This window comes from Allobosea sp. P1_A7, from assembly GCF_056406775.1.
Window position 1 is genome coordinate 1 of record NZ_JBFTZN010000160.1, and the last position, 13,248, is coordinate 13,248.

Consider the following 13,248-nt stretch of genomic DNA (forward strand, 5'->3'; position numbering starts at 1 on the left):
GTGTGCCGCGCCGCCTCGAGGTGTGCCGCGCCGCCTCGAGGTCCCGCGCCATCGCAGCCGCCCTGCCGCGCTCGTCCTGGAGGGCCTGGCGCAGCTCTGTCGCGGTGCTCTCCGCCGCCTGCCTCAGCTTTCCCGCCTCCTCGCTCGCCTTGCGCAGCTCCGCGACCTGCATTCCGGCCTCGCGCTGTGCCTTCGCCAATTCGGCGGCGAGTGCTGCATTGCGGGCGCGCTCGGCGTCGAGCCCTTGGCGCTGTTGGGCGGCACTCGTCGCCAGGGTCTCGCGTGCGGCTGCGATCTCCCGCGCCAGCCCGGCCGCCTTCTCCTGCTCCTGCCTGAGCGCGTCAGCGGTCTTCGCCAGTTCCCCCTGCTTCAGCTGCGTCGTATCCTCGCTCGCCTTGCGCAACGCTGCAGCTTGCGTCCCCGCTTCACGCTGCACCTTCGCCAGCTCGGCGGCGAGCGCAACGCTATGGGCGCGCTCATCGTTGAGCGCCTGACGCTGCTGCGCCGTGCTCGCGGCCAGCGTCTCGCGCGCGGCAGTGACCTGAAGCGCGAGCGCTGCCGCCCTCTCGTGCTCCTGCCTCAGTGCGTCCGCAGTCTTGGAGGCGTCTGCCGTCCTAGCGGCCTCTGCCTGCCTGAGCCCTGCAGCCTCCTCGTTCGCCTTGCGCAGATCCGCTAGTTGCAGTCCGGCTTCGTGTTGCGCCTTCGCCAGTTCGCCGGCGAGTGCGGCGCCGCGAGCGCGCTCCTCCTCCAGCGCCTGGCGCTGCTGCGCCGTGCTCGTGGCCAGCGCCTCGCGCGCGGCTGAAACCTCGGCGGCGAGGGCCGCCGCCTGCCCGCGCTCCTGCCCCTGCGCATCCGCATTGGTTTCGGACTGTGCCTGCCTGAGCCCTGCGGCATCCGCGTTCGCCTTGCTCAGCTGCGCCGCCTGCGTTTCGATTTCGCGCTGCGCCTTCGCCAACTCGCCGGCGAGCGCGGCGCTGCGAGCGCGTTCCTCGTCGAGCGCCTGGCGCTGCTGCGCCGTGCCGGCAGAAAGCTCCTGCCGCGCCGCCGCCACCTGCTGTACGAGAGCGGCGGCCTGCTCACGCTCCTGCTTCAGCGCCTCCGCAACCTTGGCGGCGTCCGCAGTCCGGGCCGCCTCTGCCTGCCTGAGCTTGGCCACTTCGTCGCTCGTTTTGCTCAGCTCCGCTGCTTGTAGCTGCGTCTCGCGCTGCGCCTTCGCCAGATCGCCGGCGAGCGCGGCGCTGCGGGCGCGTTCCTCGTCGAGCGCCTGGCGCTGCTGCGCCGTGCCGGCAGAAAGCTCCTGCCGCGCCGCCGCCACCTGCTGTGCGAGAGCGGCGGCCTGCTCACGCTCCTGCTTCAACGCGTCCGCAATCTTGGCGGCGTCCGCAGTTCGGGCCACCTCTGCCTGCCTGAGCTTGGCCGCTTCGTCGCTCGTCTTGCTCAGCTCCGCTGCTTGTAGCTGCGTCTCGCGCTGCGCCTTCGCCAGTTCGCCCGCGAGCGCGGCGCTGCGGGCGCGCTCCTCGTCGAGCGCCTGGCCCTGCTGCGCCGTGCCGGCAGTGAACTCCTGCCGCATCGTGGCGACTTCGCCTGCGAGCGCGGCCGCCCGCTCGCGCTCCAGCTTCAGCTGCTCGGCCTCTTCGCCCGCCTTGCGCAACTGCGCCGCCTGCATCTCCAGATCGCGCTGCGCCGTCACCAGTTCGTTCGCCAGCGCGGCACTGCGCGCGCGTTCCTCGTCGAACGCCTGGCGCTGCTGCTCCGTGCCCGCGCTCAGGGCCTCCCGCGCTGCGGCAACCTCGCGCGCCAGCGCAGCCGCCTGCTCGCGCTCCTGTCCAAGCGAGGCCGCGACCCTTGCGACCTCCGCCTGCTTCAGCTGGGCGGCGTCTTCGCCGGCCTTGCGCATGTGCTCGGCCTGCATCCCGGCGTCGCGCTGCGCCTTCGCCAGTTCGCCAGCCAGTGCGGCGCTGCGGGCCCGTTCGCCTTCGAGGGCCTGGCGATATTGCGCAGTGCTGTCGGTGAGCTCCTGCCGCGCAGCAGCGACCTGTTGCGTCAGATTTGCAGCCTGTTCGCGCTCCCGTCTGAGCGCTTCCGCGGATTTCGCGGCCTGCGCCCGCACTTGCAGCACGTCCAGCTGTTCGAGGGCGCGCCCGGCCTCGACCGGATCTTCCACCCGGGTTTCGGGCTGCCCGGAATTCGGGGATTTCTGCGCGTCGGGCGCCGGCGCCGTGGTCAGCCGCCGGATGTCAGCCGGCGCGTTGGCCCGGCTAGATTCGCCCGTTCGCGGCGCTGGAGGCGGGCTCTTCGCGTTCCGGTCCGGCGACGGGGCGCGCATCGCGACCTGCGGCCCGGCCTTGCCGCCATCGTCACGCTGAACCAGGCCGCCGATCCAATAGAAAAACAGCAGCGCCGCAGCGACGAGCGCGGCGGCGGCGATCGGCAGAGAGCGGCGTCGCCTCGAGCGGCGCTCCGTGGCGCGATCATCTGGTCCTTCGCCCTCGAGAAGGAAATAATTGTCATGAGCCAGCGGGTGCCAATGCGTTGGCGTAATCGTGATCGGCTCATCGTTCTTGCCGATCCACTGGCCTGTCGCCGCCAACCAGTGAGCAACGTCATAGATGCCACTCGAATCATCCTCGAGGATGACGAATGTCCCGTCCTTCGGTGCGGTTTCGATCTCGTTGCGCATTTAATAGACGCCTGTTCAGGCGGTCTTAGCGGACCATTACGTCTCCACTTCACCTGCAAGGGAACGCCAATCCACCCCGGCAGGTTGCGCAAAGGTTACACATTATTGTGGAGCTAGGCCACAAGGTGCCGGCACTGGGGGAAATCCGACAGTATCCGCACGTATTGCGCGTAAAAAATCTTCCGCGCTTGCGCATCATCAGCGCCGCATGACCGAGTGCGGCCCTCGCGATCCCGATACAGGTCGGCGCGATGCATAGTGCCCCCGCCGGAGCGGACGCTGCAGCGCGTCCCCGCCATGGCGCAGGCCGCGGGGCGGGATCGGACAGAGGGGAGCCTGCCCTTTCCCGTAGGGGACAGCAGCGGTTGATTGCGGCGCGGGGCGGGCCCGCGCCCCGGCTCCGGTCAGCCACAGGACGGCACGGAGATCCGCGCCCTCCCCTTAGATCATCGGACCGCATATCCTATCCAGCCCGATGATCTAACCATCTGTGTTTGCATCGGCTTTGCCCCGAAAACCGCAATCCAGTTTTCGGGCCGATGCTTTAGCTCAGAACATGAAGCCCGGGCCGCCCCAGGGCCCGAAATCGAAGGCATCCTGCGCCATCGCCGCCGTCATCTGGCGTTCGTCGGCCAGCTTCTTGGCGAAGACCATCTGCCGGAACTGGGCATAGGCCGTCTGGTCGCCGAAATAGACGCATTGGCAGACGATCGGGTCGGCATAGACATAGACCATCTGGTTGTTCTTGACCTGCTGGACGAACTTGTTGGGCGGGAACTTGCGCAAGGTCGCCTGGCGTTCCGGCGTATTGGCGGGCTGGGGAACGAAGCCCGCCGCCGACAGCATGTCTTCCTTGTTCTGAACGGCGTCAGTGGTCGACTGGCACCCGGCCAGCGCCAGGCCGATGGACACCACCAGCCCCGCCAAAGAACATTGCTTCATCGATTATTCCTCCGCCCCGGAATGGGAATGCGCGCCCGGACGTTCCCCAACGCGAGGCGGACCATGGACCGGACGTTGCGGCTTTCAAAGCGCGACTGGCGCAACCCCACCGCCCCGGCCCGCAGGACGACCAGCGCGGCTGCGCCGCGATGACCGGCCGGGACATCGCGACGTCATTCATCGGGAGGCGGTGGAAGGCCGCTCCTACTGCATGTCGGCGAAGGCATCCTTCAGGCGCGAGACGGCCTCGGCGACATTGGCGCGCTGCGTCGCCAGGTTGAAGCGCAGGAAATTATCGCCGCCGGAGCCGAAGGTCGCGCCATGGCTGGCTGCGATCTTCGCCTGTTTCTCGACCCTTGCGATGAACTCCTTCGACTCCATGCCGGTGCCGGAGAAATCGACCCAGGCGAGATAAGTCGCCTCCAGCGGCATCGAGCGCAGGCCGGGAATGCTGTCGACGCCCTCGTCGAAGAGCCGGCGATTGCCGTCGAGATAGGCGACGAGCTCGTCGACCCAGGCCGCTCCCTCGGGGCTGTAGGCGGCGGTCGCCATCGCCATGCCAAACGAGTTCGGCGAGATGCCGAGCGCGTTCATCCGCGCCCGGAACGGAGCCCGCAGCGCCTCATCGGGGATGATGACATTGCCGGAATGGCAGCCGGCGATGTTGAAGGTCTTGGTCGTCGCCGTCATCATCACCAGGCGGTCGATGATCTCGGGCGCCGCCACGGGCATGGCGATGTGCTTGTGGCCGGGCATGACCAGATCATGGTGGATTTCGTCGGAGACCAGGATCAGGTCGTGACGCACGCAGAACTGCGCGATCTCGCGGAGCTCGTCGCGGGTCCAGACGCGCCCGCCGGGATTATGCGGCGAGCAGAGCAGCAGCATGCGCTCGTTGCCGGTCATCTGCGCATCCCAGCCGGCGATATCGAGGAGGTAGCGACCGCCCTCGTTCACGAGCTTGCATTCGACGACCTGCCGGCCCGCCGCCTTAATGATGCGGGCGAAGGCGTGGTAGACCGGGGTCATCACGATGACGCCCTCGCCCGGCTTGGTATAGGCATCGACGCAGAGCGCCGTGCCGTTCACCAGCCCATGCGTGGTGAAGATCGCCTTCTCATCGACTTCCCAGCCATGRCGCGCCTTCATCCACCAGCGGATGGCGTCGTTGCTCGCCCGCTCATCGCCGAAATAGCCGTAGATGCCGTGCGCCGCCATGGCCTCGACCGCAGCTTGCACGCAGGCCGGCGGCCGGAAATCCATGTCGGCCACCCACATGGCCAGCCCACCGGACGGTGAAACCCCGTAATGGGTCTCCATCGTGTCCCATTTCGCGCAATGCGTGCCGCGGCGGTCGATCCWCTGGTCGAATGTCTGAGCGATGGTCATCAGGGTCCTCAGGTGAAGGGCCGTTTCGGAGAGGCCGTCTTGGGGAGAAGCAATGCCGCGTCGGACGCTCGCGCGCCAGCAGAACGCACGCAATCCATGCCAGCGCGGCGCGCGTGCGTGCTGCGGCAAAGATCCCGGAAGCGGCCCGGCTTCGACATCTTGGACGTGGAGCGCTTCAGCCAGTATCGGCAGATTTGCGTGAAGTCATCGGGTAAATTTTGAGCGCTTTGCTTGTAATTTTTTAGACACGATCGTCATCGAATTCAGAAACTTAGCCACAGAACCTCGACAGGAACATCGAATCGGGCGAAATATGACGCGGTGGCGCCAAGCAGCGCCTGACGTCTGTATTCACGGTCCCTGGCGGAGGGTGTGGATGGCGACGACGACTGCGATGGCCTCCTGCCGCGAGGCGGCAGCATCTTTTCCCTTTGATACCGCGTCTCGGGACGCAAAGCGGCATGGCTGCGGGCCTTCACGGCCTTCTCCAGGCCCGAACCGATTCGACCACTGATCTGAGTCCTGCCGCGCCCGAAACCGGGCGCAATGAGGCGGCCGTCGAACGGCCGCGGTGACGGGAGGGGGCGATGGCGGCACGCAAAGCGAGGCTTTCCCAATCCTGGCCCTGGGGCGCGCGCCTGCTCCTCGGTAGCTGCGGGCTGCCCTTGCTCGGGGCTGGCGCGGCCCAGGCACAAGCCTGCCCGCCTGGGCCGGTCGCGGTGAACGGCACGAGTTGTGTCGTGCCATTGGGCTCGACGATCACGGTGATTTCGGCCGCGACGCCAGGACTGCGGGCGACAAATCCCGGTGGGCAGATCAGTGCAAACAGCGTGACGATCAATCTCGGACCGGGTGCGGCCCCGAGAAACTATAGCGGCGCCGAAGCCGTCGATGGCGGCGTGATCAACTTCGATGGCAGCACCCTGGCGACCGTACAGGCCGCCACCGGCCAGCGCGGGCTCGTCTCATCCGGCGCGGGAAGCCATATCTCTGCGAACGGCGCGAACATAACGCTCGGCACCGGGGCGGTCGCGGTCACCGACAATCTCGCGATCCTTGCCAGCGGCGGCGGAACTGTCTTTGCGCTCGCCGCCAATGTTGCAACGCTTGGCGGAGGCAACGGCAGTTCCAACCACGCGGTGGTTGCCACAGGCACCGGGAGCCGGATCGACCTCGTCGGCGGCACCGTCAGCACGGCCTCCCGGGGCTCGTTCGGCGTGCTCGCGCAAGGCGGCGGCACGATAGTCCTGGCCGACACGACCCAGGTCACCACCAGCGGCGCTCAGATCGTTGCCGGAAACATCGGCAGTCATGCCCTGCTCTCCACCGGCGCGGGGAGCACGATCATCGGGACCGGTATTACGCTGTCCACGACCGGCGCATTTGCGAGCGCCGCCCGGGCCGAGATCGGCGGCTCGATTTCGCTCGCCGGCAGCACGCTCACCACGAGCGGCACCTCCAGCGCAGACACTGATCCCGCGTCAGCCATACGCGTACTCTCCGGAGGCTCGGCCCAGGTGGTGAACAGCACGATCACCACGACAGGCCAGCGCGGCACCGGCATCTCGGTCGAGGGCGCGGGATCGCAGGCCACCGTCTCCGGCACGACCGTCACGGCGGCAGGAACCCGCGCCAACGCGGTTTTCCTCTTCACCGGCGGCACCGGCAGTTTCAGCAACAGTTCGCTGAGTTCCGCCGGCCCGAACGCCGTGCTGGTCCAGGATGCCGGCTCTGCCATCACGCTGACCAACACGCAGATCCAGGGCACGGGCGGCGCCGCCGTGATCAGCTACGGGCTGCGGGTGATCAATGGCGCGACCGCGACCATGACCGGCGGCTCCTCCTCGACGAACGGACGCGACAGCCCCGGCATCACGGCGGCCGGGGGCGGCACGGTGACGGCAACCAATGTCGCCGTCCGGACCTCGGGCAATGACAATGCCATGGGTGTGATTGCCGATCTCAACGGCCACATCACCCTGAATGGCGGCAGCGTCGAGACGACTGGCGGCGAGGTTAGGGCAGGCGCGCGCCCGCATGGCCTCGTCGGCCGCAACCCGGGTGGCGTGCTGACCGCGACCGGGACCAGCGTGACGACATCGGGCCTGGTCGCCATGGGCGTCGTCGCCGATGACGGCGGCACCGTGACGATCTCCAACAACCGGATCACCACCAGCGGCATCAGCGGCATCGGCCTGTTCTCGGTTACCGAGCAGACCGGGGCGGAATTCGTCGCGAACCTGACCGCGAGCAACCTTGTCCTGGAGACCTCCGGCAACCTGGCCCATGGCGTCACCGCGCAGTCGCGCAACGATATCTCCGCGCCGAAGGCAACCGCCACCGTGAACGATGCGGCGATCACCACCAGAGGCAACAACGCGGTTGGCCTGCGCGCCGTGCTCGGCGATTACGGCACGCGGCCGATCATCGGGCGTGGCGAAGCGGCGGTGATCGCCAACCGCACGACCGTGCTCACGGTCGGCGAAGGCTCGCATGGCGCGCTCTCGCGCGACAATCCGACCTCGGTGACGATGAACCAGACCTCGGTGCTGGCGACGGGCGCGACCGCGCATGGCTCCGTCGCAGAAGCCGGCGGCCTGATCATCGGCAACCAGGCGAGTGTGACGGCGACGGGGGCGCAATCGGCGGCGCTCTTCGTCATCGGTGCGCCCGGAGCCGTCTCGAACGCGCAGTTCACCGACAGCGCGCTGACGAATGTCAGCGGCCCGACGATCGGTGTTGCCGGCAACGGCAATGTCAGCCTGACCGGCTCGACCGCGGGTGGCAGCGGCGAGTGGCTGCGCGTCGGCAGCAGCCTCGCGTTCCCGCCGCTGACCCAGCTCCCTCCGCTCGGCGGCGTTCCCGACCTGCCGGATCCTGATCCCGACCTGCCGCTTCCCGGCGCCCTGCCCGGGTTGCCGCCGCCGACCGCGCTCCCGGTGGTGCCGGGCCTCGCCAACGTCACGGTGACGCGCTCGACCGTCACCGGCTCGGCCTTCACCGCGCCCGGCAGCGTCTCGAACGTGACCCTGGTCGACAGCACCTGGATCATGACCGGCAATTCGAACCTGACCAATCTCGTCAATGACCCGAGCCTGATCCAGTACACCCCGCCCGGCGGCGACMCGGCGCTGCTTGCGAGCTACAAGACGCTGACGGTGGTGAACTATCTCGGCGAAGGCGGCCAGCTCGGCCTGAACACCTTCCTCGGCAATGACAGCGCCCCCTCCGACCGCCTGATCATCGATGGCGGCCGCGCCACGGGTTCATCGCCGCTGCTGATCGCCAACACGACCGGCGCCGGCGACCTGACGCGCAGCAACGGCATCCTGGTCGTCGACGCGATCAATGGCGGCACGACCGCAACTGGCGCCTTCACGCTGGGGCGGCCCGTCGTCGCCGGCCCCTATGAATACCTGCTCTTCCGCAGCAGCGTCGATGCCTCGGGCCCCGACAACTGGTACCTGCGCTCGCGTATCAACCCGGGGCCGGAGGACCCCGTGCCGAATTTCCGGCAGGAGACCTCGCTCTATGCCGCCCTGCCCGCGATGCAGCTGATCTATGGCCGCACCCTGATCGACAGCCTGCATGAGCGGGTCGGCGAATTGCGCCCGCTGGAGGCGCCGGCAGTGACCGAAGAGCGCACGATCTGGTGCAAGAACCCCGAGAAGAATTTTCGCTGCACGACCGTGGTGCAGTTGCCGGCGAGCGCCACGGCGCCCGGCCGCTCCTATGCCTCCGCCGGCTGGGGCCGGATCATCGGCCAGCACGGCAATCAGGACGGCGGCCCCTGGGGCATCTTTCGCAACGGCCCGAACTACGACTATGACCTTTATGCCTTCCAGGCCGGCCTCGACCTTTATCGCGGCGTCAATGCCGACGGCAGCAGAGACCATGCCGGCATCTATGGCGCGATCGGCCGGATCGAAGGCGACGTCACGCATTTCAACGGCATCAAGGCCGGAACCAATAGCAGCGACGCCTATTCGCTCGGCGCCTACTGGACGCATTTCGGGCCCTCGGGCTGGTATCTCGACGGCGTCCTCCAGGGCACCTGGTATGATGCCAAGGCCGATTCCAAGCGCGGCTTCGTGCTCAACCGCGACACGTTCGGCTTCGCCGCCTCGCTCGAGGGCGGCTATCCCCTCCAGCTCGGCAACGGCTTCATCCTCGAACCGCAGGCGCAGGTCGTCTACCAGACGGTGGCAGGCGGCTCGGCTTTGGACACCGCGGCGCTGGTGCGCTTCTCCGATGCGGAGTCGCTGGCCGGGCGCATCGGCGCGCGCCTTGCGAAAAGCTGGACGCTTGAGGAGGCGACGCCCGGCGCCAGGCCGCGCCTGATGACCGCCTGGCTGAAAGCCAGCCTGTGGAACGAGTTTCTGGGCAATCCCAAAACCTCGTTCTCCTCGGCGACCGGCTTCATTCCCTTCCGCTCCGATCTCGGCGGCGCCTGGGCCGAGCTGAAGGCCGGCATCGATGCACAGCTCACCCGTAACACCGCACTCTACGCCACCGCCGGCTACTCGATCGGTTTCGACGGGCGCTCCCACGCCTATGACGGCCGGCTCGGGATCAAGGTGAGCTGGTAAAGGTTATCTCCAGGGCATTGGCCGGAAAGGCCGACGGCAGAGCGAGCATCGTCGCCGATCCGACCTCTGCCCCTCTGTCCTGCGGATGATGGAAGGAGCCGAGCCATGGCCAAGATGAAGGCTGCCGTGTTCGTTGGGAAGAACCGGATCGTCCTCGAGGACAAGGCGATTCCCGATGTGGGACCGACCGACGCGCTCGTCAGGATCACGACCACGACCATCTGCGGCACCGATATCCATATCCTGAAAGGCGAGTATCCGGTCGAGAAGGGCCTGATCGTCGGTCATGAACCGGTCGGCGTCATCGAGAAGCTCGGATCCGGCGTCGAGGGCTATTCCGAGGGGCAGCGCGTGATTGCCGGCGCCATCACCCCAGCGGACACAGCTATGCATGCCTCTGYGGTTGCGGCGCGCAGGACGGGCCGGGAGCGCGCCACGGCTTCAAGGCCGCGGGCGGCTGGAAATTCGGCAACACCATCGATGGCTGTCAGGCGGAATACGTGCTCGTCAGGGACGCCATCGCCAATCTTGCGCCCGTCCCCGACGCATTGACCGACGAGCAGGTTCTGATGTGCCCCGACATCATGTCGACGGGTTTCTCGGGGGCGGAGCGCGGCGGCGTCAGGATCGGCGATACCGTGGCCGTCTTCGCGCTCGGCCCGATCGGTCTGTGCGCTGTCGCCGGCGCCAGGYTGATGGGCGCGAGCACGATTATCGGCGTCGACACGGTTGCGGCCCGGATCGCGGTGGCGCGAGCGCTCGGCGCCGATCATGTGGTCGACTTCAAGGCGGGCGACCCGGTCGAGCAGATCATGACACTGACGGACGGACGTGGCGTCGACGTCGCGATCGAGGCGCTCGGCACGCAGCAGACCTTCGAGGCCGCGATGCGCGTCCTGCGACCGGGCGGGACGTCTATTCCGGCGATCTCGCCATCCCGCTCGACGCCTTCGCGGCGGGCCTCGGCGATCTCAGCATCGTCTCGACGCTCTGCCCGGGCGGGAAGGAGCGGATGCGCCGCCTGATGAGCGTCGTCGCCTCGGGCCGTGTCGATCTCAAGCCGCTCGTGACCCATCGCTTCACGCTCGACGAGATCGAAGCCGCCTATGATCACTTCGGCCACCAGCGCGACGGCGTGCTGAAGGTGGCGATCACGCCGTGAGCGCCGGCGCCTGGGCCTTGGCGCAGGTCCAGGGAGCGTTCCGAGCGGCGCTTGCGTGGCGGGAGGCGGATCCAATACTGCTGCGCCCCAAACCGAGGGGCTTCGCCCCGTAGCGGCCGTTGCCGGCGCTGCCTATGCTCGCGCTGGACACGCAGATCACGCGAGGGATCGGGAACGCCGCATGACAGCGATCATCACGGACAATGCCGAGCAATACCGGGATACCCGCAAGCTTGCGGCGCGGGCCCGGCTCCACAGCCAGTACAGCATCTCCGAGACGGGCTGGTTTCCATGGGTGGCCGGGCAATTGCCGCTGCGCCGCGGCGACCATGTCCTCGATATCGGCTGCGGCCCGGGCTGGTTCTGGGCCGGCGCAGTGGACGAGCTGCCGCAACCGATCAACCTGACGCTCGCCGATCTGTCGCCCGGTATGGTCGAGGAGGCGGTCGGGCGCTGCCAGGACCTGTCGCTCGGATCGGTCCGCGGAGAAGCGGCCGACGCCACAGCGCTGCCCTTCGCGGATGCATCGTTCGATGCCGTCATCGCGATGCATATGCTCTACCATCTGCCCGATCCCGCTGCGGCCATCGCCGAGATGGCGCGCGTCCTGAAGCCCGGCGGCTGTCTCGCGGTCACGACCAACGATATCGGCAATCTGCGGGCGCTCTACGAACTCACCACGGTGTTCGGCAGCGACCCGGTCGATCCGTCCGGGGCAAGTTTCGGCTTTGAGACCGCCGAAGAATTGCTGCGCGCGCGCTTTGGCGAGGTGAGCTTTGCCGGGCAGCCGGCGCGGCTGCGGATCACCGATCCGGAGGACGTCTTTTTGGCGCTGACCTCGTATCCGCCGGGAGACAGGGCGACGGAGGCGGAGCTCGGCCGGTTTCGCGACGCGATCGAGGCCGCCTTCGCACGGGGGAACGGCGTGCTCGAAGCCGAGAAGCAGATCGGGCTGTTCGTCGCCCGGAAGGCGCTGGGATAGGCGAGCGTCTCTCGGCGGAGCGTAGTCTGCTTCGCCCCTGCCCTTGCCGGCGCCGCCGGCGGGCCTGGATTCACGCACCAAACGCAAAAATGTGCCCGCCGGCCCCATGACGGGACCGGCGGGCGAAATGAATGGGGCTGATGGCTGTTGCCCCTATCGCGGCGGCGGGCGCACCCCTTCGAGGATCTGGCGGATCACGCGGATATCGCCCTCGATCGTCGACAGGCGGTTATTCGCCGCCTGCTCCGCGCTCTCGCGCTTGGCGAGCTGCGCCTCGACGATGGCGATCCGCATGTCGTGGACATCGTCCTTGGCCCGCAACTGGCCATAGGACAGGCTGACTGTGACGATGACCGCCACCAGCGAGACGACCGTCATCCCGATCGAGAGGATGTTGCCGAGGCCGAGATCGAGACGGGGTTTCACGGCGTCCATCCGCATTGCCTTTCGCCATGCTCGTTATGCTTCACGACATCCGCCTTCTCGCGATCGCTCATCGCCGCCGCGGCATGGGCCGAGGGGCGGAACGGGCGGGCGGTGTCGCAGAAATTACCGGCCATCCCGGCGCAGCCAGCGATGAAGGCGCTGCTCGAGAGCAGCAGGGCCAAGACTGTCGATCTCATCGTCACGCTTCCCTTTGTCAGTGATGGCTTTTCGGCGAGCGCGCTCCTGCTCGGCCTGATGGGTCGCTTTCCCCTCGCGCCGGCCCTTGGCGTAGGCTCCGATCAGGATTGCGAGCAGCGCGCCAAGCGCGGCGATGGCCCGGCAAAGCGGCTCCAGAGTGCGGAGAGGACGCTCACGCCGCCGCCTCCTGCTGTGCGCGATGCCAGCGCCAGAGCAGGAAGGCGCCCCCGCACACGAAGGCGAGCGCAAGCACGAGCTGCGCCGGCCCGCTGGTGAAGGACTGGAGCAGGCCAGAGAGCGGCGTCGCGACCTTGATGGCATTGTCTACAGTCACGACCGGGGGTTTTGCGGGGCGCGCCGCAACCGTATTGCTGGAGACATGCGAGCCGCGCGCCCACAGGCCGGCCTCGGCCGAGCGCCGGTTGATCAGGCCGTCCAGCCTTCGCCCGCCGGCATGGACCCATTTCATCAGCTCGCCCGGCACGGCCGCGACTTGGCCGGCATTCAGCGTCTTCAGCAGCGTCGAGCGGGCGAGCGCCCCCTCGCTGATCTTCAGGCCCGGCCGGACATGGACGCCCGTCGAGCCGTAGCCGATCGTCAGGACGCCGGCGATGTCCCGATAGGCGGTCAGCCGGCATCCTTCCCAGCGCTTGACCAGCGCCAGGCCTTCATCGCTGATGCGACGCGTCATGTCTGTGCTCCAAAAGAAAAGGGCCGCCGGTAAGGGCGACCCTGGGGGTGGTGTTGGAATCAAAAAGATCGGGTTGTTGGGGCTCCGGCCGCCCGTTGATACGGGATGACGGAGAGCGGTCTTCCGGTCAGGCTCCATCGATCCAACCGGTCAGGAGGCCTGCCATGGAGCTGTTCGTCGGTCTTGATG

Annotated in this window: 7 protein-coding genes and 2 pseudogenes; 3 read left to right on the forward strand and 6 right to left on the reverse strand. The window is 67.8% G+C overall.

All coding sequences use genetic code 11. From position 1 onward, the window contains the following. The 3 genes and pseudogenes from AC1D34_RS24065 to AC1D34_RS24075 form a co-directional block, all read right to left on the reverse strand. Window positions 1–2,680, reverse strand: a pseudogene (locus AC1D34_RS24065) (hypothetical protein); the annotation flags it as partial. Between the two features lie 549 nt (window positions 2,681–3,229). Then, window positions 3,230–3,622, reverse strand: coding sequence for a hypothetical protein (locus AC1D34_RS24070; protein ID WP_441493836.1), 393 nt, complete (start codon window positions 3,620–3,622; stop codon window positions 3,230–3,232). Between the two features lie 204 nt (window positions 3,623–3,826). Continuing rightward, window positions 3,827–5,011 (reverse strand): MalY/PatB family protein, encoded by a 1,185-nt coding sequence (locus AC1D34_RS24075; RefSeq protein ID WP_476825540.1) that lies wholly within the window; start codon window positions 5,009–5,011, stop codon window positions 3,827–3,829. Between the two features lie 587 nt (window positions 5,012–5,598). Between AC1D34_RS24075 and AC1D34_RS24080 the strand changes: the two genes are divergently transcribed. From AC1D34_RS24080 to AC1D34_RS24090, 3 genes and pseudogenes are all read left to right on the forward strand, one after another. Beyond that, on the forward strand, window positions 5,599–9,600 hold the full coding sequence (locus AC1D34_RS24080; protein WP_476825541.1) for an autotransporter outer membrane beta-barrel domain-containing protein: 4,002 nt from the start codon (window positions 5,599–5,601) through the stop codon (window positions 9,598–9,600). A gap of 105 nt (window positions 9,601–9,705) precedes the next feature. Continuing rightward, window positions 9,706–10,762 (forward strand): annotated as a pseudogene (locus AC1D34_RS24085) (zinc-binding dehydrogenase). Window positions 10,763–10,943: 181 nt separating this feature from the next. Beyond that, complete coding sequence (locus AC1D34_RS24090; RefSeq protein ID WP_476825542.1) at window positions 10,944–11,744, forward strand: class I SAM-dependent methyltransferase; 801 nt, start codon at window positions 10,944–10,946, stop codon at window positions 11,742–11,744. 153 nt (window positions 11,745–11,897) lie between these two features. On the opposite strand, the gene AC1D34_RS24095 is transcribed toward AC1D34_RS24090, so the two are convergent. The 3 genes from AC1D34_RS24095 to AC1D34_RS24105 form a co-directional block, all read right to left on the reverse strand. Further along, window positions 11,898–12,170 (reverse strand): hypothetical protein, encoded by a 273-nt coding sequence (locus tag AC1D34_RS24095; protein WP_441507590.1) that lies wholly within the window; start codon window positions 12,168–12,170, stop codon window positions 11,898–11,900. Further along, window positions 12,167–12,367 carry a hypothetical protein gene (locus tag AC1D34_RS24100; RefSeq protein WP_476825543.1) on the reverse strand — a complete coding sequence of 67 codons (201 nt, stop codon included), beginning with the start codon at window positions 12,365–12,367 and terminating at the stop codon, window positions 12,167–12,169. Before AC1D34_RS24100 ends, AC1D34_RS24095 begins: the two co-directional genes overlap by 4 nt. Window positions 12,368–12,540: 173 nt before the next feature. After that, window positions 12,541–13,059 (reverse strand): lysozyme, encoded by a 519-nt coding sequence (locus AC1D34_RS24105; protein WP_476825544.1) that lies wholly within the window; start codon window positions 13,057–13,059, stop codon window positions 12,541–12,543. Window positions 13,060–13,248: the final 189 nt, after the last annotated feature.